Here is a 26,559-nt window from a genome sequence, read left to right on the forward strand (position 1 = left end):
AAGATCCCCTTATCCGCAACGGATCTTTGGATTCAAGTGGAGAGTCTGGCGACACCGCTCTCGCGCTGGCGTCTCCGGCTTCCCCCGCGGCTTGCAGCGCTGCATAGTACCGGCCTTGCACGACCGACCCTCGGCCCGGCCCGCTATCGATTCGCCAGCATCACGAAAGATCAGCGCCGGTCTGATGCCGGAATCATGAGAGCAACTCACCACCAACGAATGGAGGCCAACGACATGCACTCGCACTCGGGTGCCAGGCAAGTCATCGTACCTTCAGTGGAAAAAGGATCAGGCGGATTGCCAGGGCGCTTCGCCAAGGCATCGATCACATCTCTGGGCTGAACGTGGACAAGCCGGTGAAACGACGCCACTTTTCAACGACCGATATGACGACTCGCGCACAATTCATCAGAGATCGCCGAAATCCATTCCCACACTCGACCTCCTCAGCCCGTCATCCCCCGGGGGCTGGATAACATCGACACCTGTGGCATCATGCCAGGACTAGCCACGGAGACGCTCCAATGACCCAGATTGTCACGCCCGATATCTGCGACGCCTACCCAGAGGTGGCGGTGTGCGACCCGATCTTCGTCAACTACGGGGGCCAGGAGGCCTTCTTCGGCCCGGTGAAAACGGTCAAGTGCTTCGAAGACAACTCGCTGGTCAAGCAGGCGGTCGCCGAACCAGGAGACGGCGCAGTGCTGGTGGTGGACGCAGGCGGGTCAACCCGCTGCGCCATGCTCGGCGACATGCTCGCGGAACAGGCGGCCGGCAATGGCTGGGCCGGGGTGATCATGTATGGCTGCGTGCGCGATGTGGACATCCTGGCGGAGACCGATCTGGGCATCCAGGCCCTCGGCGCCCACCCACGCAAGAGCGAGAAGCGCGGCGAAGGCAAGCGTGATGTTCCCGTCGCCTTCGCCGGTGTCGACTTCGCACCGGGCCAATGGGTCTACGCCGACAACAACGGCATTCTGGTCGCCGAGTCCCGCCTCGAACTCGATTGACGGGCCATCGCTCTTCCTTGGTCCACCGACCGTCGGGGGTCCTGTGACCCCCACCACTGACGCCATCGCCCACTCGGTGGGTCCTCGGCGCGCAGCGCCCCCTGCTCCTGCTACCCACGTCCAACGGCACACTTTAGACTCATGACGCTTGCCAGGGATGTCTACACCAGCCTGCATGACCACCTGCGTCCTCTGCTGGCCTACCATCTACTGTTCACGCTGTTCGCCTCGGCTGCATTGCTGCCGGCCATGGGCTGGCTGCTGGCCGGCTGGCTATCGCGGGTTGGCCGCCCCCTGGTCACCACGGTGGATGCGGTCGAACTGCTGCTGTCGCCGCTCGGCTTCAGCTGGATCCTCGCCTTTGCCGTCATCCTGCTGACGCTGCTTTACCTGCAGCAGGCCGGGATGATGCTGGTGGCGGTGGAGCGCCAGGGCTCCCACGCGCGCCAGGCCTTGATCGCCCTGTGGCAGAGCCTGCATCGTCTTCCCAGGCTGTTAGGCCTCGCCAGCCTGCAGGTGTCGATTCACCTGCTGGCCCTGACCCTCGTCGCCGCCTGTGCCAGCCTGGTCCACGATTCCCTGCTCGGTCACCTGGATCCCTACTATGTGCGGCGGGTGCGCCCACCGGCCTTCTGGCTCTACGCCTCGACCCTGCTTCCGCTGGTCGGACTCTGGGCCGCGCTGGCGGCGCGACTCTACATCCGATGGTGGCTGGCGCTGCCCTGCGTGGTACTGGAGGGTCTCTCGCCTGTCGCAGCGATGCGCCGCAGCTACCAGTTGACCCGGCACCGCCAGGGGGGACTTGCTCGGGTCATCTTTTCGATGCTGGCGGTACTGCTGGTGCTGCCATCGGCGGTGTCGATCGCCTTCAGCGCCTGGGTCGCCCCCCTCTTGTCGACACTGCCCGAGATCGGCGCGGTGGTCATCACGACCATGTTGCTGGTGGTCACCGCCGCGACCCTGCTGACGCTCAGTGTCGCCTTCGCGGTGATCGTGCTCAACGCCCTGCTGGCGACCTGCCTGTACCTGCGCCGCGCCCATCGACTGCCGCGCCCCGATCCCCCACCGGCAGACGCCCACCCGGGGCGGCTGGCCTGGGCGGTGGAGGTCGGCATCCTGGTATTCGCCGTCTCCCAGGCGTGGCTGATGGTGGAGCGACAGGAGCTCAATGACGAAGTCGAGGTGATCGCCCACCGGGGTAGTTCGGAGGTAGCGCCGGAAAACAGCCTGTCAGCCATCCGCCAGGCCCTGGAAGACGGCGCCGATCAGATCGAGATCGATGTACGCCTGAGTGCCGACGGCAGCGTGGTGCTGAGCCACGATGCCACGCTGCAGCGTCTTGCGGGAGACCCGCGGCGGGTCACCGACCTGAACTGGCAGGAGTTGGCAACGCTGGATGTCGGATCAGGCTTCGGTCATGCCTTCGCCGGCGAACGCCTGGCCAGGCTCGACCAGGCTTTGGCTGCGGTGCGTGGCCGCGCCGACCTGATCATCGAGCTCAAGCCGAGCCGTGGCAAGGAACAGGCGCTGATCGAGGCGGTCGTGGCAGAGCTTGACGCCGAACGCCGCTGGCGCCTGCACTGCCGAGACCAGGCAGAAGACCGCCTGGCGCGCATGATCTGTGGCGATCCCAGGCTATTCGAGACCACTTGGCTTGCGTCCTTGTCGTACCGTCAGATCCATCTGATCGACGCCCAGGAACCTCGCGCCAGGACACTGCTGCTGGCAGAGTGGGCCCTGCCCGGCAGCCTGCCGCAGCGTCGCTTCGACGGGCTCGGCCTGCGCAACAGCCAGATCGACGATGATCAACTGCGACGCGCCCACCTCAACCAGACGCCGCTCTACGCCTGGACGGTCAACGATCCTGGCCGCATGGCCAGACTTATCGACATGGGCGTGGACGGCATCATCACCGACCGTCCCGAAAGACTCAGCGCGCTGCTGCGCGAACGACGCAGGATGAGCGACGCCGAGCTACTGCTGACCAAGCTGCGCCACTGGCTGGCCGACGACTGAACGAAGAACCCCCGCCCCGGCGGTAGCCGGGAGCGGGGGCAACATCAGTCCGTGGAGCGAATGGCGCGCCTCAGTCGCCCATGACCACGCCTTCACGGCGGGGGTCGGCACCCCCATAGAAGCCGTCTTCGGTGACCTTCAGCGCCTGCAGACCGCTGGTCAACTCGCGGGTCTCGACCTCGTGGCCAAGTCCCCGCAGATCGCGCAGCGTGGCCTCGGGGAAGCGGCCCTGCTCCAGATAGACGGTGCCACCGGTGGTGATCGCATGGGGCAGATCGAGCGCCTGCTGGGCGTCCACACCACGCGTAAGCATGGCATCCAGTGTCTGGGCGGTGTAGTGGATGATCGCCGCGCCTCCGGGAGACCCGAGGCTCGCTACCAGCTCGCCGCTCTCACGTTCGAACACCAGCGTCGGACTCATGCTCGAACGCGGCCGCTTGCCGGGCTGCACCCGGTTGGCGATCGGTGTGCCCTGCTCATCTGTCGGGGTAAAGGAAAAGTCGGTCAACTCATTGTTGAGCAGATAGCCGCCATCAAGCTCACCGCCACCGTTGGCCATGATGCGCGAACCAAACGCCTGCTCGATGCTCGAGGTCATGGCGACCGCCTGGCCCCGGGGGTCGACGATGCTGATATGGCTGGTGCCGTGCTCGGGCTGCTGGGGCTGAGAGGCGTAGGCGGTCTCCAGCGAACCGGGGTTGCCGGGGCGCGCCTCGCCGCTACCCATGCTCTGCTGCTTGATCAGCTCGGCGCGCTTCGCCAGATAGTCCGGTGCCAGCAGCGTGTTCCAGTCACCGCCGGGGGGTTCGACGAAATCGCTGTCACCGATATAGCGGCCGCGATCGGCAAAGGCCAGGCGCGAGGCCTCGAGAAACGGATGCAGCCAATCCACCGTGGGTACACCCTCGTGGGTGGCGGTCTCGATCTCCGGCAAGGCCTCCATCATGCCGAGTATCTGCATCACGGTCAGGTGTCCCGACGAGGGTGGCGGGAAACCGCAGACCTCCCAGTCACGCCAGGGGGTACACAGCGGCTCACGCTCGAGTGCTGCGTAACCCGCCATGTCCTCGAGACTCAGGGTACCGGGCAGCTCCGGGTGATTCCGCACCCGGGACACCAGATCCTCGGCGAACTCGCCGGTGTGCAATGCAGAGCTGCCCTCCTCGGCCACCTTGGTCAGAATCGCCGCCAGGGCGGGATTGCGCAGGGTCGCTCCCACCTCAAGCGGCTCGCCCTGGTCATCGAAGAAGTAGGCCCCGGCGATCTCGTCCTCGGCAAGGCTTGGCGTCGACACCAGGCTCTGATGCAGACGCGGGCTGATCTCGAAACCTTCCGTGGCCAGGGTGATGGCCGGCGCAAACAGTGACTTCCACGGCAGCTCGCCGTATTCGTCGTGCGCCAGCTCCAGCATCCTCAAGGTACCGGGCACCCCCACCGAACGCCCGCTCTCGACCGCGGTCATGAAGTCGATCGGATCGCCGTCGGCATTCAGAAACAGGGACTCGTCGGCGCCCAATGGGGCCTTTTCACGGCCATCGAAGGCGTGAACCTCTTCCCCGTCGAACAGCATCAGAAAGGAACCACCGCCGATGCCGCTGGACTGGGGTTCCACCAGCGTCAGCACCATCTGCACCGCGATGGCGGCATCGATGGCCGAGCCTCCGGCCTTGATCACCTGATAGCCGGCGTCGGTGGCCAGAGGGTTCGCCGCCGCCACCGCAAAGGACGAGGTCGACCAGCCGGGCTTCTCCTGGTAGCCGGAACTCGATTCCGGCGAGATGTCCGGACGAGCGTATTCAAACCCCTCCTGGGCAAAGGCCGGTGTCGTCAGCAGGCCGGCCAGCAGCAGATTGCCGCAAACGATGGAAGACGCCAGACGCGCCAACCGTGGCGAAGTACGCGATGTCATCACCGCTCCTTTTGTGATGAGTAATACGGGAGAGTCTTGATTGCTTGATTCAGCATAGGCCTTGAGCGTCGAGACGGCACGCAGGCTCGCTGTGATGTGCGCGTTTCACCGGCATCCTTTACCGCCGACGAGCAGCGCTGACTCATTGCCGGCGCTCGTAGCGATCCAGCCGCCAGCGGCAGAACCGCGAGACCAGTGCCAGCGCCAGCAGCGCCACGGCGGTCACACCGAGCACCGACACCAACTGGTGATAGCCCTCAGGGGTGCTTTCGGCTCTGGCCGCCATGCCCTTCTCGGCCAGGCGTACCACACCGTATATCAACGCCATCAGCAGGCCCAGCGGCAGCGCCGAGCCAAAGCGTGACAGGCCCCGAGTCAATGCCCAGGGAGGCGTAGGCTCCTTGTTCTTGACCGCCTTTGACGAAGCAGCCTTGCCCCGTGAGGCCCTGGGTTCCTGCCTGGGTTCTGACTTGGCCTGGGCCTTGTTCGCGGCCTTGCTCGAGGCCTTGGTCGGGGAATCGCTGCGACTGCGGGCCCTGGGTCCTGGCTTCGCCTTTTGTGTTGCCGTGCCCGATGACTGACGCCCCCCTGGCAGCAGCCGCCCGAGAGTCCAGCGCCCCAGCGACCAGCAGGCCCAGCCCAGGCACACCCCGATGGACAGCAGCACGCTGCCCATGACCAACAGATACGCCATCACAAGATCCTGAAAAGAAAAGCTTCCCATGGTGCCAAGTTAGCGGGCACTTGGGGAGCCCCTCGAGGCGATTGAGCGAGTTTCGCACACCCGCACAACGCAACGACGCCGCGGAAGGTCCGCGGCGTCGACAGGCGGGCGATCGCGTCGCCGTCTCACAGCATGGTGATGCTCAGCCGATGGTCTCGCCGGCCAGCATGAACCAGGTCTCCAGCACCGCGTCCGGGTTCAGTGACACCGAATCGATGCCCTGCTCCATCAGCCACTTGGCCAGTTCCGGATGGTCAGACGGCCCCTGGCCGCAGATCCCCACGTACTTGCCCTTGGCCTTGCAGGCCTGGATCGCCATGGCCAGCAGCTTCTTGACCGCCGGGTTCCGCTCATCGAACAGGTGCGCGACGATACCGGAATCGCGATCGAGACCGAGGGTCAACTGGGTCAGATCGTTGGAGCCAATGGAGAAGCCGTCGAAGTACTCGAGGAACTCATCGGCGAGCAGGGCGTTGGCCGGCAGCTCGCACATCATGATGACCTTGAGCCCGTTATCGCCGCGCTTGAGGCCATTGGCCGCCAGCAGGTCGACCACTTCACTGGCTTCTTCGGTGGTACGCACGAAGGGAATCATCAGCTCGACGTTGTCGAGGCCCATCTCGTCGCGCACCCGCTTCATCGCCCGACACTCAAGCTCGAAGCACGGCCGGAAGTTCTCGGAGATGTAGCGCGAGGCGCCGCGGAAACCGAGCATCGGGTTCTCTTCACCGGGCTCGTAGAGCTTGCCGCCGATCAGGTTCTCGTACTCGTTGGACTTGAAGTCCGACATTCGCACGATGACCCGCTCCGGATAGAAGGCCGCCGCCAGGGTCGAGATACCCTCGACCAGCTTGTCGACGTAGAAGCTGACCGGATCGTCGTAGCCGGCGATACGCAGATCGATGGTCTGCTGCAGTTCGCTGGGCAGGGTGTCGTATTCCAGCAGCGCCTTGGGGTGAACGCCGATCATGCGGTTGATGATGAACTCCAGACGCGCCAGGCCGACACCGGCGTTGGGCAGGGTGGAGAAGCTGAAGGCGCGATCCGGGTTGCCCACGTTCATCATGATCTTGAACGGGATGTCCGGCATGGCATCGACGCTGGTGACGTTGCGGTCGAACTCCAGCAGACCATCGTAGACGTGGCCGGCATCGCCCTCGGCGCAGGACACGGTGACTTCACGGCCATCGCGCAGCACGTCGGTGGCGTCACCACAGCCCACCACCGCCGGGATACCCAGTTCGCGGGCGATGATCGCCGCGTGACAGGTGCGCCCGCCACGGTTGGTGACGATGGCAGAAGCGCGCTTCATGATCGGTTCCCAGTCCGGGTCGGTCATGTCGGTGACCAGCACGTCCCCGGCGTTGACCTTGTCCATCTCGTCCGGGCTGAGGATGACCTTGACCGCACCGCGACCGATGCGCTGACCGATGGCGCGACCGGTGACCAGGGTGCGCCCCTTCTCCTTGAGCTGGAAGCGCTCAAGCGAGCCGCCCTCCTGCTGGGACACCACGGTCTCGGGACGCGCCTGAACGATGTAGAGCTTTTGATCGTCACCGTCCAGTGCCCACTCGATGTCCATGGGACGGCCGTAGTGCTCTTCGATGGTCATCGCCTGACGCGCCAGCGCCATCACCTGTTCGTCGTTGATGCTGAAACGGCCACGATCGGACAGCGGCACATCCACGGTCTCCACCGACTTGCCGGCGCTGGCATCACCGGTGTAGACCATCTTGATCAGCTTGGAGCCGAGGTTACGCCGCAGCACCGCCGGGCGGCCTGCCGCCAGGGTGGTCTTGTGGACGTAGAACTCGTCAGGGTTCACCGCGCCCTGCACCACGGTCTCGCCGAGGCCCCACGACGAGGTCACGAACACCACATCACGGAAGCCGGACTCGGTGTCCAGGGTGAACATCACGCCGCTGGCCCCGGTCTCGGAGCGCACCATCTTCTGCACGCCGGCGGACAGCGCCACGTTCTCGTGGGCATAGCCACGGTGCACCCGGTAGGAAATCGCGCGGTCGTTGAACAAGGAGGCGAACACCTCGTGCACCGCCCGCTTGATGTTGTCGTAGCCTTCGATATTGAGGAAGGTTTCCTGCTGGCCGGCGAAGGACGCGTCGGGAAGATCCTCGGCGGTAGCGGAGCTGCGCACCGCCACCTTGAGGTTGGGATGCTTGCCGAGCATCAGCTCGTAGGCTTCACGCAGGGCGGCCTCGAAGGCCGGCGGCAGCGGGGTATCGATGACCCACTGGCGAATCTTGCTGCCGGCCTCGGCAAGGGCATTGACGTCATCGACGTCGAGACGCGCAAGCTCCTGGTTGATTCGATCGTTGAGCCCCTCGTGGGAGAGGAACTCGCGATAGGCCTCGGCGGTGGTGGCGAAACCGCCAGGCACCGTGACGCCGGCGCCGGACAGGTTGGAAATCATCTCGCCCAGGGAAGCATTCTTGCCCCCGACTCGCTCGACGTCGTTCATGCCCAGCTGATCAAACCACAGAATGTACTTGTCCACGTGACCCCCTTGGATGTCGACGACCTCGTCCGTGACGCGCCGTCATGACTGGATGCTGGCGACTCTATCAGCGCCTCGCCATATTCGCCATTGGTCTAAGAGCGAAGTCACTGGAGGATTTTTACAACACCCGGGGGAAATCGACGATTCCTGTAGTCAGCGCCCTGACGCCGCTATCGAGGTCTCCGCCAGGGCGCGCAAATCATGACGTCGGATGCTGGCGTCAAAGTATCTGAAAGGCGCGCGAATGCTTGGCTCGGCCCCGCCGCCAGGACTTTTTTCAGAGGCTGATCGAAAGCCAGCCTATCTTGTAGTCGGGCACGCCTGTGCCGCCTTAGGTTTACTTTGGAACAGCGACAACTTGTCTCACCGCAGCGGTAAACGGACAATGCCATCACTGTCTTCAAGGGAATCGTCATGACCCGAACCGCCTTCTTCATTTCCGACGGCACCGGCATCACCGCCGAGAGCCTGGGCCGCAGCCTGCTGGCCCAGTTCGAGAACGTCGACATCCGCAAGCTGACCAAGCCCTACATCGACACCATCGAGAAGGCGCGCTCGCTGGTCAGCATCATCGAGGCCACCGCCGTGCGCGACGGCGTGCAGCCGATCATCATCGACACCATCGTCGACGAGAAGATCCGCGCGGTGATTCGCCAGGCACCGGGCTTCAAGGTCGACATATTCTCCACCTTCCTCGAGCCGCTGGAGCGCGAGCTGGACACCCACTCCTCCTACAGCGTCGGGCGTACCCACGCCATCTCCAGCGACGATGTCTATATGGACCGCATCCACTCGGTACACTTCGCCCTCGACAACGACGACGGCGCCCGTACCCACCAGTACGACCAGGCGGATGTCATCCTGGTCGGGGTGTCACGCTGCGGCAAGACGCCGACCTCGCTGTACCTGGCGCTGCAGTTCGGGGTGCGCGCGGCCAACTATCCGCTGACCGAAGACGACCAGGACGACAGCGGCACCCTGAAGCTGCCGCCGGTACTGGCCAAGCAGCGCCACAAGCTGTTCGGCCTGACCATCGACCCGCGCAGGCTTGCCGCCATCCGCCACGAACGTCGCCCCAACAGCCGCTACAGCAGCATGGACCAGTGCATGCAGGAGGTCGCCCAGGCCGAATCCATGTTCCGCCAGCTGCATATCCCCTTTATCGATGCCACCCGCTTCTCGGTGGAGGAAATCTCCACCCGCATGATCGCCGAGACCGGCATCAACCGCCGCTTCTCACCGCGCTGACACCCGCCTGCGTCCGCCGGTCCATGGCGGGAAGGTGCCTCCTTTCCGCCATCTCCCTGTCGGCTCGCTGCCCCCTGCTCGGCTGCATCACAGCGCAGGGTCCGTGGGCTTGGGCATAGGGCTGAGTCACCAGGCTCCGGACCGTTCCAGCGCACCCAGCGACTTGCAATGATAGTCAATCTCGTTACTATTTCTTTCCGTAGTGGACTCCCCGGCGCAGCCATCCCTTACCTGTCGTCGCCGCGCAAGAATAACCGCCCTGAGAAAAGGTAACGCCCCATGATCTCCCGTCTCGTCCGCCGTCCCCTGGCGCTTGCCATTGCCGCCAGTGCCCTTGTCGTGTCTAGCCACGTCGCCGCCGAAGACGTTACCGCCAAGGCGGTGGTGAGCCACTACACCGATCTCGCCCACACCACCTATAGCGACGCACTGAAGACGGCCAAGGCGCTGGACGAGGCCATCGACAGCCTGCTGGCCGCGCCGACCCCCGAGACCCTGGCCGCGGCCAAGAAGGCCTGGCGCGAGGCGCGGGTGCCCTACCAGCAGAGTGAAGTCTTCCGCTTCGGCAACGCCATCGTCGACGACTGGGAAGGCCAGCTCAACGCCTGGCCGCTGGACGAAGGCATGATCGACTACGTCGCTCAGGACGGCTACCAGCACGAGCTGGGCAACGCCGGCGCTACCGCCAACATCATTGCCTCCGAGCGCATCAACGTCGGCGGCGAAGAGATCGACGTCAGTACCCTGAGCCCGGAGCTGCTGGCCGAGCTCAACGAGATCGGCGGCTCCGAGGCCAACGTGGCCACCGGCTACCACGCCATCGAGTTTCTGCTGTGGGGCCAGGATCAGCACGGCTACGAGGCCGGCGCCGGCGAGCGCCCCGCCAGCGACTTCGCCCAGGGCGAAGACTGCAGCAACGGCCACTGCGACCGCCGTCGGGCCTATCTGAAGGCAGCCAGTCAGCTATTGATCAACGACCTGGAATGGATGGTCGCCCAGTGGGCGCCGGTAGACGGCGACAACTACCGCAGCGAACTGACCGCGCAACCGGCTGAAGAAGGCCTGCGCCGCATCCTCTTCGGCATGGGCTCACTGTCACTGGGGGAGCTCGCCGGTGAGCGCATGAAGGTCGCGCTGGAGGCCAACTCCTACGAGGACGAGCACGACTGCTTCAGCGACAACACTCATAACTCGCACTACTACAACGGTCAGGGCATCCAGAACGTCTACACCGGCAGCTACCAGCGCATCGACGGCACCACCCTGGAAGGACCGGGCGTGGAAGCCCTGCTGGCCCAGCGCGACAGCGAGCTGGCCCAGACCCTGGAGCAGCAGATCGAGGCCTCCATGGACGCGCTCGGCACCCTCAAGGAGACCGCCGAGCGCAGCGACTCGCCGATGACCTTCGACATGATGATCGCACCGAGCAATGACCAGGGCGCCGCCATCGTCAACGATGCCATCCTGGCGCTGGTCACCCAGACCGGCTCCATCGAGCAGGCCGCAGGCGAACTGGGCGTCACCTCGCTGCAGCCCGACGACGCCGGTCATACTTTCTGACCCCGTCACTGGACCCCGCTTGATCCAGATCAGGTGATAACGCCTTGGCGGATGATGCAATGAGAGTCATTCGCCCCAAGAAGCCGCACCGCCCGCGTGCGGCTCACCTGTTTCAAGGAAACGCCTGATGCGTCAATTTCCGTCGCTCCCCCCTGCCCTGTCAGCGTTGCTGGCGGCCCTCGTCATCGGCGCGCCGGTCAGCGCAAACGACGCGCCAGTCAGCGCAAACGACAGTCCGCCCATCCAGAACGACCCACGCTCTGGTGGCGAAGGCTCGGTCAGCCAGTTCGACCACAACGCCTACTCGCTGCCCCTTGGCAACATGAGCATGACCAAGCGCCTGGACTTCAGCGTCGGCAACAGCTTTTTTCGCAACCCCTGGGTGGTGGCACCGGCCAGCACCGATGCCCGTGACGGCCTCGGACCGCTGATCAACACCAACAGCTGCCAGGGCTGCCATATCAAGGACGGCCGCGGTCACCCTCCGGCCCCTGGCGAGGCGCCGGTGTCTCTGTTCCTGCGCCTGTCGCTGCCCGCTGAAAGCGACGAGGATCATGACATCGTAAGGCGCACCGGCGCCGTTCCGGTGCCCCACTACGGGCGCCAGCTTCAGACTGCGGCGATTCCCGGCGCCACGCCGGAAGCCGACATGGTACACACCCTCGAGGATCGCGAGATCAGCTTCGACGACGGACACCACGTGGTGCTCGCGGCGCCCGTCTATTCCATCGAGAACCCCGCTTACGGGGAGCTGCCCGAGAATCTGCTGACGTCCCCCCGGGTCGCCCCGCCGATGATCGGCCTGGGCCTGCTCGAGGTGGTCGACGAGGCGCAGATCCTGGCCTGGGCGGATGAGCAGGACGCCGACGGCGATGGCATCTCGGGCCGGCCAAACCGAGTGTGGGACGTGCGCCAGCAGACCACCGTGCTGGGACGGTTCGGCTGGAAGGCCGGTGAGCCCACGGTGGAGCAGCAGAGCCTGCACGCCTTTGCCGGTGACATGGGCCTGACCTCGCGCCTGGCCGCGAGCACCGACTGTATGCCGGGCCAGGGCTGCGAGAACTTCCCCGATGGCGGCGATCCCGAAGTCAGTGACGAGGTCGCCGACTTCATCACCTTCTACGCCTCGAGCCTGGCCGTACCCGAGCGGCGCGACATGGATTCGCCAGACGTCCAGGCCGGCGCCCGTCACTTCAACACCCTGGGTTGCGCCAGCTGTCATCGCCCGTCGCTGACCACGCCGGAAGACACCGAGCGCGCCGAATTGGCCGGACAGACCCTGTGGGCCTACACCGACATGCTGCTGCACGACATGGGCGAAGGCCTCGCCGACGGTCGCCCCGAGTACCAGGCCGACGGCAATGAGTGGCGCACCCCGCCACTGTGGGGGCTAGGCCTGGCCCAGAGCGTCAATCCCCAGGCTGGCTTCCTGCACGACGGACGGGCTCGCACCTTGGAAGAGGCGATCCTGTGGCACGCCGGTGAAGCCGAATCTTCACGAAATGCCTACAAGGCGCTTGAGGCCCACGAGCGCCAACAACTACTGGACTTCCTGAACTCCCTATGACGACTTTTCCACGACACTCGGGTAGCGCCCTGGCAGCCGCCCTGCTGCTGGCGACCGCCGGCTTGACGCTGGGCGGGCCCGGGACGGCCCTGGCCCAGGGGTCCTCTGACGCCAGCGCTGACACCGCGCACGATGCAGAGAACGAAAGCACCCCGCGCAGCGTCTGGCATCACGATATCGGGCTTGGCTATCGGCAACTGGCGAGCCGGACTCAGGCACTGGCCGAACGCCTGAAGGCGAGCTGCGGCGAGGCCGGGGTCGACCGCCCGGCGCTGCGCAGTGAGTGGCTTGCGGCCTACCAGGCCTGGCAAGCGGTGCGCTTTGTCGACTTCGGGCCGATCGAGGTGGACAGCCGTGCCTGGCAGCTCCAGTTCTGGCCCGACGCCAAGAATCTTGTGGGTACCCGCGTCGGCGCCAGGCTACGCCAGGACGCCCCCGTCGGCGCCGACGACATCGCCGAGGCCGGCGTCGCCGAGCAGGGCTTCCCGGCGCTGGAAGTACTGCTCTACGACGACGTCATGGCCAGCCGCTCGCTGGGCGACCCCCTGCCCTGCGCCCTGGCTGGGGCCATCGGCAGCCACCTGGTCGCCGTCAGCGACGCCGTGGTTGCCGACTGGCAGGCCTTTGCGCCGCACTACCTGGCCACCGACAGCTACAACGAGGCGACCCTGCACGGTGCGATGCAGTCTCTCGAGATTCTGGAGGACAAGCGCCTCGGCGAGCCGCTCGGCTTGATGGGCGCCGCGCCCAATGCCTATCGCGCAGAGGCCTGGCGCAGTGGCCAGTCGGTGGCCCTGGCGGCCGCCAGCCTGGCGGGCCTGCAGCAGTACTTCCAGCCGGGCCTTGCGACCTGGCTGGATCAGGCCGGCCATGCCGAGCTGGGCGACGCCTTTGCTCGCCAGCTGGAGGACACGCTCGATCAGGCCGAGGCGATCGATACCGGTATCGTCGATGCGTTGGACGAACATTCAGATGGCGATGCCAGCTCCCCGGCAGCACAACAAGAACTGGCGACCCTCTACCTGGAGGTGGCCCAGCTGCGGGCGCTGCTCGATGATCAGATCGCCCCCGCCCTGGGGGTGGTCAAGGGCTTCAATTCCAGCGACGGAGACTGACCCGGTGGCGTCACTTCCTTCTCTGTCCCGGCGGCGCCTGCTCAAGGCGTCGCTGCTGGGACTCGCCGCCACCGGCCTGCCGGCCAGTCTGTGGGCACTGGACGATGATGGCCGCCGGCAGTGGTACTTCAGCGCGGTGGACGACAGCGACGGTGGACACCACCTGGCAGGGCTGCGCCGCGACGGCGCGGGTCACTTTCTGCTGCCGAGCCCGGAGCGCTGCCACGGCGGCTGCCTCAGACCGGGCCGCGACGAGGTGGTACTGTTCGCTCGACGGCCAGGCCAACGCTTCCATGTGCTCGACGCCAGGCGCCAGGCATCGACACTCGAGATCAGCGCGGGACAGGGCCGGCACTTCTACGGCCACGGCGTGTTCGACCCGAGCGGTCGCTGGCTCTACGTCACCGCCAATCGCATCGACGACGCCATGGGGCTGGTTCAGGTGCACGACGCCGAGCAAGGCTACCGGCATGTGGGCGACCACCTTCTCGACGGCATCGGTCCCCACGAGCTCGGCCTGATGCCCGATGGCGAGACCCTGGTGGTGGCGCTGGGCGGTATCCGCACCCAGCCCGACAGCGGACGGGCCAAGCTCAACCTCTCGGACATGGACCCCGCCCTGCTGCTGCTCGATCGCCATAGCGGCGAGATCCTCGAACGCCATCGGCCATCCCACCACCAGCTGAGCTGTCGCCATCTGGACATCGCCCCCGACGGCACCGTCGTCGCCGGCTACCAGTTCCAGGGCCCCGAGTGGGAGACCGACCACCCGCTGATCGCCAGGCGCGCACCGGACGGCAGCTTCAGCGAGCAGGTGCTGCCTTCGCCCCTGCAAGGGCGTCTGGCCCAGTACACCGCCAGCGTGGCGACCAGCCAGGTGCGCCCGAGCGCGGCGATTTCCGCCCCACGAGGCAACAAGGTGCTGGTGCTGGGCAGGACCAGCGGCGAGCTGCTGGCACAGTTCGATATCGAGGACGCGGCAGGCGTTCGCTGCGACGGCGCAGGGGGATATCTGGTCACCACCGGCGGTGGCGAGGTCCACCGCATCGACGATGGCGGCCGCCATCACGAACTGGCCGCCTTGCCGCTGCGCTGGGACAACCACCTGACCTGATCACCACCCGCGTGTTATCGGCCATCGGGCCGTCGACCAAGACATCGCCCCTGGCATCAATCCTGACATCGCCCCTGGCATCGACGACCGCGCCAACAACACGGCCAGGCCCCTTCGGGCCTGGCCGTGTGCACTCGGGTACTGCTGGGGGGGGGCTTAGCGGATGATGCCTTCCCTGCGCAGCCGCTCAATATCGGACGCCGACAACCCCATCTCGGTCAGCACCCTGTCGCTGTGCTCACCAAGGCGTGGTGGCGCGGAATCGGCGGTGGCACTGGCCCCATCGAAGCGCAGCGGGTTGGCGACCTGGGGCACGCCGTCGATTTCCCGGGCCATGCCACGGTGACGCACCTGAGGATCGGCGAACACTTCCGGCAAGGTATGGATGGGCCCTGCCGGTATCCCCTGGGCCTCGCATTCGGCGAGCCAGTGATCGCGCTCGCCGCCGCTCAGAATGCCCTGGATCAAGGCCACCAGATCCTGGCGATGGGCGACCCGTCCTTCGTTGGTGGCGTAGTCGCCTTCGGCCCATTCGGGGTGCCCGAGCAGCTCAGCCAGGCGGGCGAACTGGGCGTCGTTGCCCACGGTGAGCACCAGATGACCATCGCGGCAGGCGAACGCCTGGTAGGGCACGATATTCGGATGAGCATTGCCGAAGCGCTGCGGTGCCACACCGCTGACCAGGGTGTTGAGCGCCTGGTTGGCCAGGGTCGCCACCTGAACGTCGAGCAGCGCCAGGTCCACGTGGCTGCCCTCACCGGTCTCGCGCCGGCGATGCAATGCCGCCAGCACCCCGACAGTGGCGTAAAGCCCCGTCATCACGTCGGTGATCGCCACTCCGGTCTTCATCGGCATGCCGTCGGCGTCGCCGGTCAGACTCATCAAGCCGCCCATGGCCTGAATCATGAAGTCGTAGCCGGCCCGGTGGGCGTAGGGTCCGGTCTGGCCAAAGCCGGTGATGGAACACACCACCAGCGCCGGATTGATCTCTCGCAGCGAAGCAGCGTCGAGGCCATAGCGAGCTAGCCCGCCGACCTTGAAATTCTCGAGCACGATGTCGGCGCCCTTGGCCAACGCCTTGATCAGCCGCTGGCCATCCGCGCTTGCGATGTCCACCGCCAACGACTGCTTGGCACGATTGGCGCAGAGGTAATAGGCGGCCTGGCGTTCGACCGCATCACCGTCGATCGGCTCGCCCTGATGCCAGGGCGGCCCCCAGCCGCGAGTGTCATCGCCACGACCGGGGTGCTCGATCTTGATCACCCGAGCGCCGAGGTCGCCGAGTAGCTGGCCGCACCAGGGGCCGGCCAGCACCCGCGACATGTCCAGCACGGTAACCCCCTCGAGCGGCCTGGCGGCGCTGGCAGCTTGCGTGCTCTCGCCTGTCGTATTGCCGGCGCCGGCCTCCGCTGAGCTGTCTGCCTGGTGCATGGCGGTGTCACTCACCCGGTGAAGGCCTGCAGGCCGGTCTGGGCACGCCCGAGGATCAGGGCATGCACATCGTGGGTGCCTTCGTAGGTGTTGACCGCCTCGAGGTTCATGACGTGACGGATGACGTGGTACTCGTCGCTGATGCCGTTGCCGCCGTGCATGTCCCGGGCGACCCGGGCGATATCCAGCGCCTTGCCACAGTTATTGCGCTTGATCAGCGAAATCGCCTCGGGCACCAGTTGGCCGTCGTCGATCATCCGCCCCACCCGCAGCGACGCCTGCAGGCCCAGGGCGATCTCGGTCTGCATGTCGGCGAGCTTCTTCTGGATCAGCTGATTGGCGGCCAGCGGGCGGCCGAACTGCTTGCGCTCCATGGTGTAGTCACGTGCGGCGTGCCAGCAGGCCTCGGCGGCGCCCATGGCACCCCAGCTGATGCCGTAACGGGCGCGGTTGAGACAGGAGAAAGGCCCCTTCAGGCCCTGCACGCCAGGCAGACGCTGGTCGTCGGAGACCTCGACGTCCTGGATCGCGATCTGGCCGGTGATGGAGGCGCGCAGGCTGAACTTGCCCTCGATCTTGGGCGCGCTGAGACCAGGCATGCCCTTCTCGAGCACGAAGCCGCGGACCACCCCCTCCTCGTCCCGTGCCCAGACCACGAAGACGTCGGCGATCGGCGAGTTGGTGATCCAGGTCTTGGTGCCGTTCAGGCGCCAGCCGGAGTCGGTGCGATAGGCCCGAGTCGACATGCTGCCGGGATCGGAGCCATGGTCCGGCTCGGTCAGGCCGAAGCAGCCCACCCACTCACCGCTGGCAAGCTTCGGCAGGTAGCGATCGCGCTGAGCGTCGCTGCCGAAGGCGTGGATCGGGTACATGACCAGGCTCGACTGCACGCTCATGGCGCTGCGATAGCCGGAATCGACCCGCTCGACCTCACGGGCGATCAGGCCGTAGCTGACGTAGTTCATGCCGGCGCAGCCGTAGCCATCGATGGTGGCGCCGAGCAGTCCAAGCTCCCCCATCTCGTTCATGATCTCGCGATCGAAGCGCTCGTGACGGTTGGCCTCGAGCACCCGGGGAAGCAGCTTTTCCTGGCAGTAGTCGTGGGCGGTCTGCTGGACCATACGCTCTTCCTCGTCGAGTTGATCGACGAGGCGGAAGGGATCTTCCCAGTTAACGGGGGTGATGCTGGTCATGGCGGGGGCTCCAGAATTTCTACATTTTCACCAAATGTAGACCTAATGGTCGGTCTTGCCAACCCCCACCTTGGTCGAGCGATGACGAATCACGGGCCTCGACGTCGAACGACGAGGCCCGAACGTCGTCAGCCCGGCTATTGGCCGGACGACTCGCCGGCCCGGTACAGCGACTGGATGCTGGAAAAATCCAGACCGCCGTTACCCTGGGCGCTGTGCAGCGCGAACAGGTTGCGCGCCTGGGAACCCATCGGCACGCTGGCGCGGGACTCAAGCGCCAGCTCCCAGGCAAGCCCCAGGTCCTTGGCCATCAGGTCGGTCAAGAAGCCGCCCTGATAGTCACGTGAGGCGGCGGAACCCTCCATCACCCCGGGCCAGGGGTTGTAGACGTTCAATGCCCAGTTGCCGCCGCTGCTCTGCTTCATGATCTCCGACAGCACGGCCGGATCCATGCCGTTCTTGACACCCAGAGACAGCGCCTCGGCGGTACCGCTCATCAGGATGCCAAGCAGCATGTTGTTGCAGATCTTGGCCACCTGGCCGCTGCCACTGGGGCCTGCGTGGAACAGGTTCTTGCCCATGGCCTCGAGCACCGGACGGGCCTGCTCGTAGGCGTCGGCGTCGCCACCGACGATAAAGGTCAGGGTGCCGGCCTTGGCGCCCCCGATGCCGCCGGACACCGGCGCATCGAGGTAGGCCAGGCCGCGATTGGCGGCCTCGCCCGCCACCAGCCGGGCATCGTCCGGCGAAATGGTGGAGGCATCGAGCAGCAAGGGCCGCGACGAGAGCTGGTCAAGCAGTCCCTCGGCACCGTCACGGCCGAGGTACAGCGCCTTGACGTGCGCCCCCGCCGGCAGCATCGAGACCACCACCTCGGCGCCTTCGGCGGCCTCCAGGGCGGAACTCGCCCGACTCGCGCCCTGCTCTTCAAGCGTCGCCATGGCCGACTCGACCAGGTCGAAGACCCGCACCTGGTGGCCCGCGCCGACCAGATTGGCGGCCATCGGCGCGCCCATGTTGCCAAGGCCGATAAAGGCGATTTGCATAAGATGTCTCCTGGCTATCTAACGAATTGTGATTGTTGTGCTGTCACGTCAAGCGGCGATCAAAGGTCGTCCAGTGGCCCGGGACCGTTACCCCAGGGGGCACCGAACATCGCCGCCAGATCGGCGCTGCCTACGCTTGCGACGTCTCGATGCCGCCACTGCGGTGACTTGTCCTTGTCGATCAACAGCGCGCGCACTCCCTCGGCGAAGTCGCCCAGCACGTTGCACTGGATCGACACCACCAGCTCGTCGCGGAAGGCGTCGGCCAGCGAGGAGTGGCGATGTCGCTCGAGCATCCGCCAGGCCAGTTGCGCGGTCAGTGGACAGCCCTTCTCGAGTCGTGCGCGATTGGCCGAAAGCCAGTCATCGTCGCGATCATCGCCCAGGATGGCAGCCACGGCGTCCTCCACGCGGCCCTTGAGGGTCAGCGAGGTGATGTGATCCAGATGGGGCCAGACCTGCGCCCCGGGGGCCTTCTCCGGCGCCTCGAATTCACCGAGTACGTCGCACACCAGCGCCTCGGCGTCATCCACGTGGCCAGGGGCGAAGTGGCAGTCGCAGAGTCGCGCGAGCAGCTCGTCGCGCCGCTCGCGCGGCACGAAACGATCCGCCATGCCCAGGTCAAGGGCGTCCCTGGCGTTGATGCTGGCGCCGGTAAGACCCAGGTAGAGCCCGACCCCCGGCGGCATCTTGTTGAGAAACCAGCTGGCCCCGATATCCGGATACAGACCGATGGTGATCTCCGGCATGGCGATCCGAGTGGTCTCGGTCACCAGACGATGCCGACCACCGGCGGTCAGGCCGAGCCCACCGCCCATGACGATGCCGTCCGCCCATACCAGCAACGGCTTGGGATAGGTATGCAGTCGATAGTCGAGGCGATACTCGGCGGAAAAGTAGTGGCTGGCATAGCTGCCGACACCGCGCCCGGCCTCCTGCTCGCGCTTGAGCTCTCGCACCAGCGCCACCACATCGCCACCGGCGCAGAAGGCCTTGTCCCCCTCACCGTCAAGCCATACCGCGTGAACATCGGGGTCCTGGGCCCACTCCTCGAGTCTTTCGTCGAGCAGCTCGATCATCTCGAGCGACAAGGCGTTCAAGGCCTTGGGCGCGTTCAGGGTGGCGATACCGATGCAACCGCCGCCGGCCGCCGGGCGGCGTTCGAATCTGACCAGGTCGTGACTCATTGTTTGGCTCCTTGCACTCTTTTCCATGCGCTGTCTGTTCAATCCGACGTCACTGCAGCGATTCGACCACGCCGTCGGCGAGCAGGCGACGACCGACGATCAGGCGCATGATCTCGTTGGTCCCCTCGAGAATCTGGTGCACCCGGGTATCGCGGACCAGGCGCTCCAGCGGGTACTCACGAATGTAACCGTAGCCCCCGTGGAGTTGCAGTGCCTCGTTGCAGACCTTGAAGCCGATGTCCGTGGCAAAGCGCTTGGCCATGGCGCAGTGGGCGGTCGCCTCGGGATCGCCCTGGTCCAGCCGCCAGGCGGCCTGGCGCACCATCAGACGGGCCGCCATCAATTCCGTGGCCATGTCGGCGAGACGGAACTGCAGCGCCTGAAAGGACGACAGCTCGCGACCGAACTGCTTGCGCTCGCCGAGGTAGTCGCGCGCCAGGGTCAGCGCATGCTGGGCCGCCCCCAGCGAACAGCTGGCGATATTGAGACGGCCACCGTCCAGCCCCTTCATGGCAAACCGGAAACCCTCGCCCTCTTCACCCAGACGATGATCGGCGGCCACCCGCACACCATCGAAGCTGACCAGTCGAGTCGGCTGGCTCTTCCAGCCCATCTTGTCCTCGTTCTTGCCATAGCTGACGCCCTCGGCGTCCGCCGGTACCAAAAAGGCCGAGACGCCACGGGCGCCGCTGTCCGGCTCACCGGTGCGCGCCATCACCACCAGCACCTCGGTGGAACCGGCACCGGAGATAAACATCTTGGCCCCATCGATGACATAATTATCACCGTCTCGCACGGCCTTGGTACGCAGATTGGCGGCATCCGAACCGGCACCGGGTTCGGTCAGGCAATAGGAACCGAGCCACTCACCACTGACCATGGCCTCGACGTAGCGATCACGGACGCCGTCGGTGGCCCAGTTGGCAATCATCCAGGTGACCATGTTGTGGATGGTCAGGTAGGCGGTGGTGGCGATACAGCCCTGCGACAGCTGCTCAAAGATCAGCGACGCATCCAGCCGCGAGAGCCCCAGACCGCCGTGTTCTTCCGGGGTATAGATCCCCAGAAAGCCCGCTTCGCCGGCGCGCCGGATGACGTCCAGCGGAAAGTGCGACGTGGCGTCCCACTCGGCGGCGTGATCCTTGAGTTCGACTCGGGCAAAGTCGGCGGCGGCGTCGACCAGGGCCTTCTGATCGTCGGTAAGGGAAAAGTCCATGGTGGCATCCTCATGTTCAAGACGTCGATGGCGAGCCAGACAGCGAGTCGGACAGCGAACCGTTCGGCTGGCCATTCAGCCGGCCGGGCGGCTTCCCCGCCATGCAATGGGACCCAACCTAGCACTTGCTCGGTTTTCGACCTATCAACCCATAGTCGTACACGGCGCTGCGGCCCTGGACACCGGGGCGCCTTGCCCGGGCGAGGGTCAATTTCGCTACATCCACTTTACGTTAACGTAAACTTTGACTAGTGTCTTTTCCAAGGACCCCGCCGCGTCGGGTCCTCCCAACAGGACAGAGCATCATGAGCAAAACCGCCAGCGCCAACCGCGCCTCAGGCTCCTCCAGCGAAGCTCGCCAGCCCACCGCGATCTCCCGCACCTACAGTATCGGAGAGCTGGCCAAGATGTTCGAGGTGACGCCTCGGACTATCCGCTTCTATGAGCAGGAGGGGCTGTTGGCGCCCCGACGTCAGGGTCAGAAGCGCATCTATCGCGAGAAGGATCGGGTGCGCCTGAAACTGACGCTCAGAGGCAAGCGGCTCGGGTTCTCGCTGGCCGAGATACGCGAGGTGGTGATGATGTACGACGCCATGCCGGACGGAAACGCCCGCCAGCTCAAGCGTCTACTCGAGATCATCGCCGAGAAGCGTGCCGAGCTAGACCGTCAGCTCGAGGATATCCGCCTGATGCGCCTCGAGATGGACGATGTCGACCGGCGAGCCCGGGACGCCCTGGGACAGCTCGGTGAGAAGGGCTAGCTCCCGTCCTCCATGACTGGCCGCTGGTCCCTCGCCTGCTGCGACACCCTGACTGCCAATGCTCTGCCCCGAACAATGACAACACCCTGCCCCACGGCAATCACCAGACGACAAGACGAGAGCCACGATGACACGCCAGTCTGCTTCCTCTCCCGATCTCGCTCCCTCGACCGCGCCCTCACCCTCGAGCGTGAGCTACGTCAGCGGCATCAGTGACCTGCCCCTGAAGGGCCAGACCATCGGTGACTGCTTCGACGAAACGGTATCCCGCTTCCCCGACCAGGACGCCTTGATCAGCCGCCACCAGGGGCTACGCTATCGCTGGCGCGAGCTCCAGGACGAGGTGAACCAGGCGGCCCGCGCGCTGCTGGCCATGGGCGTCAAGAAAGGCGACCGGGTGGGCATCTGGTCACCCAATTGCGCTGAATGGACGATCACCCAGTTCGCCACCGCCAAGATCGGCGCCATCCTGGTCAACATCAATCCGAGTTACCGCACCCATGAGCTCGACTACGCGCTCAAGCAGTCGGGCACCTCGACGCTGATCCTCCAGGGCAGCTTCAAGACCTCGGACTACGTAGCCACCCTGGCGGAGCTTGCCCCGGAGCTCAACGACGTCCAGGGGGCTGGCCCGCTCAAACTGGCAGGACTACCCGAGCTCAAGCGTGTCATCTGCCTCGACTCGGCCAAGACCCTGCCAGGCATGCTGGCCTGGGAGCGCATCTTCGAGCGCAGTGACGAAGTCAGCGCCGAGGAATTGGCCGAGGTGCAGTCAGGTCTGCAGTTCGACGAACCAATCAACATCCAGTACACCTCCGGCACCACCGGTGCGCCCAAGGGCGCCACCCTGTCCCACCACAACATCCTCAACAACGGCATGTTCGTGGCCAGGGCGATGAACCTGACCGATCAGGACCGCATGGTGATTCCGGTACCGCTTTACCATTGCTTCGGCATGGTGATGGGCAACCTGGGCTGCGTGACCCACGGCGCCACCATGATCTACCCCGCCGACGGCTTCGACCCCGAGACCACCCTGGCGGCGGTGGCGGAAGAAAAGGCCACCACGCTGTACGGTGTCCCCACCATGTTCATCGCAGAGCTCGAGCATCCGGACTTCGAGAGCTACGATCTGTCGTCGCTGCGTACCGGGATCATGGCAGGCTCCATCTGCCCGATCGAGGTGATGCGCCGGGTCATCGACCAGATGAACATGCAGGATGTGACCATCTGTTACGGCATGACCGAAACCAGCCCGGTCAGCTTCCAGACCACCACCGATGCCCCGCTGGACAAGCGCGTCACCACGGTGGGCACCATCCACCCGCATCTGGAGGTCAAGCTGGTGCATCCGGAAAGCGGCGCGGTGGTCCCGAAGGGCGAGACCGGCGAGCTGTGCACCCGTGGCTACAGCGTGATGCTCGGCTACTGGAACAACGAGGAAGCCACCGCCAAGGCCATCGACAACGCCGGCTGGATGCATACCGGCGACCTGGCGACCATGGACGATGAAGGCTATGTGGCCATCGTCGGGCGTATCAAGGACATGATCATTCGCGGTGGCGAGAACATCTACCCCCGCGAGATCGAGGACTTCCTCTACACCCATCCCGCCATCTCCGACGTTCAGGTCATCGGTGTACCCGACCAGAAGTACGGTGAGGAGGTCATGGCCTGGGTCAAGCTCAGCGAAGGCGAACAGCTCGACGAGGAAGGACTCAAGGCCTTCTGCAAGGGCAAGATCGCGCACTACAAGGTGCCGCGCTACGTCAAGTTCGTCGACGAGTTCCCGATGACCGTCACCGGCAAGGTGCAGAAGTTCAAGATGCGAGAGGAAGCCACCCACGAACTTGGACTGGCCTGAGTCCTGAATAGCAGGACCTGAAAGCCAAGGTCCTGAAAGCCAAGCTCCTGGCTTACCTGGCACCCCAAAACAGAAGCGCCCCGGAGGCTATCCCCGGGGCGCTTCTTGTATTGCTGACGCCGGACACTGGCGGTCGGTCTTGCCCTAACCTTTTTACATCCCCTTCGGCGCGAAGATGCCGGGGGCGTTTCGCCAGTAACCTTTACCGACCATATATCAGCATACCGAAACCAAAGACGTAGTGGTCGGCCTTACCTTTTCACATCCCCTTGGGGGCAAAGATCCCCGGGGCGTTGCGCCAATAGCCTTTAATGTCCATCCCGAAACCAAAGACATAGCGGTCGGCGACCTCCAGGCTGCAGTAATCGGCCTTGAGGCCAGGCACTGCCTTGCGGTCGTGATTCTTGTCCACCAGTACCGCGGTGGAGATGCTCTTGGCGCCGGCCTCGCGGCAATAGTCGAGGATGGCCGCCAGGGTGGCACCTTCGTCGAGGATATCGTCGACGATCACCACATGACGTCCGGCCATGGGAATCTCCGGCGAGACACGCCAGAACAGCTCGCCCCCTCGGGTCTTGCCGCGATAGCGAGTGGCGTGCAGGTAGTCCACCTCCAGCGGAAAGCCCAGACGCGGCAGCAGGTGACCGGTCGTGATCAAGCCACCGTTCATTACGCAGTAGAACACCGGCAGTTCATCGCCGAGATCCCGGGTAATCTCCTCGGCCATGCGATCGAGCGCACGCTCGACTTCATCATGGCTGATCAGGCAATCCGCGGTGTCCATCACCTCACGCATATCGTCACGTGAAGCGCTATGGGCAGGGTCCAGTTTCGGCATAACAGTCAACTCGTTTCAAACATCAATCGGAAGTCATCGCCTCGAGGCGAGCGTGTACCCGGCGCCAGCGAGACAGGGCCGGCAAGGCGTCCAGGTCAGGACGAGCGCGGCCATAGCGCAAGCGTGAAGCCCGGCGAACGGTACGCTCGGCGCAGGCATCGAGCACCGCCTTGGCAGCGGCTCGGTCATTGCACACCAGCACCATGTCACAGCCGGCGTCGAGGGCCGCCTGGGCGCGCTCCACCGGCCCACCGGCGACCTGAGCGCCGGCCATGGTCAGGTCATCGGAAAAGATCAGGCCCTTGAAACCCAGGCTCTCACGCAGCATGCCAAGCCAGGGGCGCGAGAATCCTGCAGGCCTTGGGTCAAAGGCCGGATACACCACATGAGCCGGCATCATGCCATCGAGCTTGGGTGCCAGAGACTGAAACGGCACCAGGTCGTGCTGTCGGAGTTCGTCGAGGCTACGTTCGTCACGCGCGACTTCATGGTGGGTATCGGCCTTCACCCCCCCATGCCCCGGAAAGTGCTTGCCGACCGCCGCCATCCCCGCGTCGTGCAGCCCCTCGACAAAGGCGCCCGCCAGCAGCGCCACGGTCTCGGGGTCACCGGCAAAGCTGCGATCACCGATCACCGATGACAGCCCGACGTCGACATCCAGCACCGGCGCGAAGCTCAGATCGAGGCCACAGGCGGCCATTTCCATACCCAGTAGCCAGCCGGCGTCCTGGCACAGCCGTACGGCCGTCTCGGGTGAGTCCAGGTACTCCTGCCCCAGGCGGGACATCGGCGGCAGCCGGGTGACTCCGTCTTTCAGGCGCTGGACACGCCCTCCTTCCTGGTCGATGCCCAGCAGAAGATCAGGACGCACCTCTCGAATCGACCGGCACAGTTCGCGCACCTGGTGCGCATCTCGAGTGTTGCGTCCAAACAGGATGACACCACCGGTGGCGGGATGCTCGAGCAGCGATCGCTCCTCTGCCGATAGCTCATGGCCATCGAGATCCAGCATCACGGGTCCGAACGTCTGGGTCATGTCGCTTACCTGATCGGAAAAAGGGAACAATTTTAGACTAATGGCTGAGCAGGTGACACCCCAAGGGCGACGCAGGAAGCCCGGCAAGGGACGTCCAGGCCCCTGACATCACCCGCTGCCTTGCCGTATCACCAGACAATCGCCTCTTGCCAACGGTAGAATAGCCTCCTTTGACCGCCCCCGAACCACGGAGCTCCTTTTGCTTTTTTCGGATGTCACTTTCGCTTCTCTTGCTCTTGTTGCTCTGCTGGGGTTATGCCTCGGCAGCTTTCTCAACGTCGTCATCACCCGCCTTCCGGTCATGTTGATGCAACAGTGGCGCACCGAGGCCCGCGCGGCTCTCGAATTGTCAGACGATATCGAGGAGCCACTGTCACTGGCCCACCCACGCTCTCGCTGTCCGCGCTGTCTCACCCCCATCGCCTGGCACGACAACCTGCCGTTGCTGGGATGGCTCAAGCGTCGCGGACGCTGCGCCAACTGCCAGGGACGCATCAGCATCCAGTATCCGCTGGTGGAACTGGCCAGCGCCCTGCTAGCGGTCTGCTTCTGCATCCTCCACGGGCCCACCTGGCCTGCCCTGTGGCTTTACGGCGCCAGCCTGACGCTGCTGGCCCTGGCGGTGATCGATCTGCGCACCCAACTGCTTCCCGACGCCCTTACCCTGCCCCTTTTATGGTGTGGCCTGCTTTACCAGCTGCTGTTCAACCCCGCCAGCCTGGATGATGCGGTGATCGGGGCCACCGCCGGCTACGCCGTGCTGTGGGCCATCGGCAAGGCCTTTCACGTCCTCACCGGACGCGACGGCATGGGGCTTGGTGACGTCAAGCTGATTGCCGCACTCGGCGCCTGGCTCGGCTGGCAACTGTTGCCACTGGTGATATTGATCGCCGCCTTGCTAGGTGCAATTTCGGGTCTGCTGATACAGTGGAGGTCCCGACACCTGAAGGGCCAGCCCTTGCCGTTCGGTCCTTCGCTGGTATTGGCCGGCGGTCTCGGCCTGCTCGCCGGCAATGAACTGCTCACCGGATATCAGGCGCTGTCGGGACTGACATGAAGACGGCTGCGCTCGGTGACACGGGGTGAATGGCGTCTCGAAATGCAGGGTTGCACCTCGTAAACTGCGTTCTCTCAGCGCTGCAACCTTTGATCGTCGCTTGCCGACGTTGCACTCAAGGCCCAGGCTACTGCACCACACAAGCACTA

Annotated in this window: 20 protein-coding genes; 10 read left to right on the plus strand and 10 right to left on the minus strand. The window is 65.1% G+C overall.

Annotated features, from left to right (window positions below; translation table 11 throughout):
• Positions 1-524: 524 nt before the first annotated feature.
• Together rraA and NFH97_RS20500 are read left to right on the plus strand one after the other, a co-directional pair.
• Positions 525-1,010 (plus strand): ribonuclease E activity regulator RraA, encoded by a 486-nt coding sequence (gene rraA / locus NFH97_RS20495; protein ID WP_349625472.1) that lies wholly within the window; start codon positions 525-527, stop codon positions 1,008-1,010.
• A 141-nt stretch (positions 1,011-1,151) separates the two neighbouring features.
• Positions 1,152-3,026, plus strand: coding sequence for a glycerophosphodiester phosphodiesterase family protein (locus NFH97_RS20500; RefSeq protein ID WP_349625473.1), 1,875 nt, complete (start codon positions 1,152-1,154; stop codon positions 3,024-3,026).
• A gap of 70 nt (positions 3,027-3,096) precedes the next feature.
• Here the strand turns inward: NFH97_RS20500 and ggt are convergent, their stop codons facing one another.
• The 3 genes from ggt to ppsA form a co-directional block, all read right to left on the minus strand.
• Positions 3,097-4,935, minus strand: a complete 1,839-nt coding sequence (ggt, locus tag NFH97_RS20505) for a gamma-glutamyltransferase (RefSeq protein ID WP_349625474.1) — start codon at positions 4,933-4,935, stop codon at positions 3,097-3,099.
• Positions 4,936-5,077: 142 nt separating this feature from the next.
• Entirely contained in the window at positions 5,078-5,629 is a 552-nt protein-coding gene (locus tag NFH97_RS20510; RefSeq protein ID WP_349625475.1) for a hypothetical protein, read from the minus strand.
• A gap of 172 nt (positions 5,630-5,801) precedes the next feature.
• Entirely contained in the window at positions 5,802-8,174 is a 2,373-nt protein-coding gene (ppsA, locus tag NFH97_RS20515; protein ID WP_349625476.1) for a phosphoenolpyruvate synthase, read from the minus strand.
• Between the two features lie 417 nt (positions 8,175-8,591).
• On the opposite strand from ppsA, the gene ppsR reads away from it, so the two are divergent.
• The 5 genes from ppsR (at position 8,592) to NFH97_RS20540 (ending at position 14,781) form a co-directional block, all read left to right on the plus strand.
• On the plus strand, positions 8,592-9,425 hold the full coding sequence (gene ppsR / locus NFH97_RS20520; RefSeq protein ID WP_045994921.1) for a posphoenolpyruvate synthetase regulatory kinase/phosphorylase PpsR: 834 nt from the start codon (positions 8,592-8,594) through the stop codon (positions 9,423-9,425).
• 279 nt (positions 9,426-9,704) lie between these two features.
• Positions 9,705-10,985, plus strand: coding sequence for an imelysin family protein (locus tag NFH97_RS20525; protein WP_045994920.1), 1,281 nt, complete (start codon positions 9,705-9,707; stop codon positions 10,983-10,985).
• 127 nt (positions 10,986-11,112) lie between these two features.
• Positions 11,113-12,552 carry a di-heme oxidoreductase family protein gene (locus NFH97_RS20530; RefSeq protein ID WP_349625477.1) on the plus strand — a complete coding sequence of 480 codons (1,440 nt, stop codon included), beginning with the start codon at positions 11,113-11,115 and terminating at the stop codon, positions 12,550-12,552.
• Positions 12,549-13,667, plus strand: coding sequence for an imelysin family protein (locus NFH97_RS20535; protein ID WP_306168850.1), 1,119 nt, complete (start codon positions 12,549-12,551; stop codon positions 13,665-13,667). Before NFH97_RS20530 ends, NFH97_RS20535 begins: the two co-directional genes overlap by 4 nt.
• 4 nt (positions 13,668-13,671) lie before the next feature.
• Positions 13,672-14,781, plus strand: a complete 1,110-nt coding sequence (locus NFH97_RS20540) for a DUF1513 domain-containing protein (RefSeq protein WP_349625478.1) — start codon at positions 13,672-13,674, stop codon at positions 14,779-14,781.
• A 156-nt stretch (positions 14,782-14,937) separates the two neighbouring features.
• Here the strand turns inward: NFH97_RS20540 and NFH97_RS20545 are convergent, their stop codons facing one another.
• From NFH97_RS20545 to NFH97_RS20565, 5 genes are all read right to left on the minus strand, one after another.
• Positions 14,938-16,227 (minus strand): CaiB/BaiF CoA transferase family protein, encoded by a 1,290-nt coding sequence (locus NFH97_RS20545; RefSeq protein ID WP_349625479.1) that lies wholly within the window; start codon positions 16,225-16,227, stop codon positions 14,938-14,940.
• The gene (locus tag NFH97_RS20550; RefSeq protein ID WP_349625480.1) at positions 16,224-17,405 is read right to left on the minus strand and encodes an acyl-CoA dehydrogenase; all 1,182 of its coding nucleotides are present in this window, start codon (positions 17,403-17,405) and stop codon (positions 16,224-16,226) included. The genes NFH97_RS20545 and NFH97_RS20550 overlap by 4 nt, the downstream gene beginning before the upstream one ends.
• 137 nt (positions 17,406-17,542) lie before the next feature.
• Entirely contained in the window at positions 17,543-18,451 is a 909-nt protein-coding gene (gene mmsB / locus NFH97_RS20555) for a 3-hydroxyisobutyrate dehydrogenase (RefSeq protein WP_222517235.1), read from the minus strand.
• 59 nt (positions 18,452-18,510) lie between these two features.
• Complete coding sequence (locus NFH97_RS20560) at positions 18,511-19,638, minus strand: enoyl-CoA hydratase/isomerase family protein (protein ID WP_253028707.1); 1,128 nt, start codon at positions 19,636-19,638, stop codon at positions 18,511-18,513.
• Positions 19,639-19,687: 49 nt separating this feature from the next.
• Positions 19,688-20,854, minus strand: coding sequence for an acyl-CoA dehydrogenase family protein (locus tag NFH97_RS20565; protein WP_253028708.1), 1,167 nt, complete (start codon positions 20,852-20,854; stop codon positions 19,688-19,690).
• Between the two features lie 305 nt (positions 20,855-21,159).
• Here NFH97_RS20565 and NFH97_RS20570 point away from each other — a divergent pair, with 305 nt between their 5' ends.
• Together NFH97_RS20570 and NFH97_RS20575 are read left to right on the plus strand one after the other, a co-directional pair.
• Positions 21,160-21,615, plus strand: coding sequence for a MerR family transcriptional regulator (locus NFH97_RS20570; protein WP_083970354.1), 456 nt, complete (start codon positions 21,160-21,162; stop codon positions 21,613-21,615).
• Positions 21,616-21,742: 127 nt separating this feature from the next.
• Complete coding sequence (locus NFH97_RS20575) at positions 21,743-23,479, plus strand: AMP-binding protein (protein WP_349625481.1); 1,737 nt, start codon at positions 21,743-21,745, stop codon at positions 23,477-23,479.
• A 259-nt stretch (positions 23,480-23,738) separates the two neighbouring features.
• Here the strand turns inward: NFH97_RS20575 and NFH97_RS20580 are convergent, their stop codons facing one another.
• Positions 23,739-24,317, minus strand: coding sequence for a hypoxanthine-guanine phosphoribosyltransferase (locus NFH97_RS20580; protein WP_045992365.1), 579 nt, complete (start codon positions 24,315-24,317; stop codon positions 23,739-23,741).
• A 22-nt stretch (positions 24,318-24,339) separates the two neighbouring features.
• A complete protein-coding gene (gene nagZ / locus NFH97_RS20585; protein ID WP_108133799.1) occupies positions 24,340-25,353 on the minus strand; it encodes a beta-N-acetylhexosaminidase in 1,014 nt (337 codons plus the stop codon).
• Between the two features lie 199 nt (positions 25,354-25,552).
• Here nagZ and NFH97_RS20590 point away from each other — a divergent pair, with 199 nt between their 5' ends.
• Positions 25,553-26,410: a prepilin peptidase gene (locus NFH97_RS20590; RefSeq protein ID WP_249743029.1), complete on the plus strand. Its 858-nt coding sequence runs from the start codon at positions 25,553-25,555 to the stop codon at positions 26,408-26,410.
• Positions 26,411-26,559 lie beyond the last annotated feature (149 nt).

The organism is Halomonas sp. SCS19, assembly GCF_040147015.1.
Classification (GTDB): Bacteria; Pseudomonadota; Gammaproteobacteria; order Pseudomonadales; family Halomonadaceae; genus Halomonas; species Halomonas litopenaei.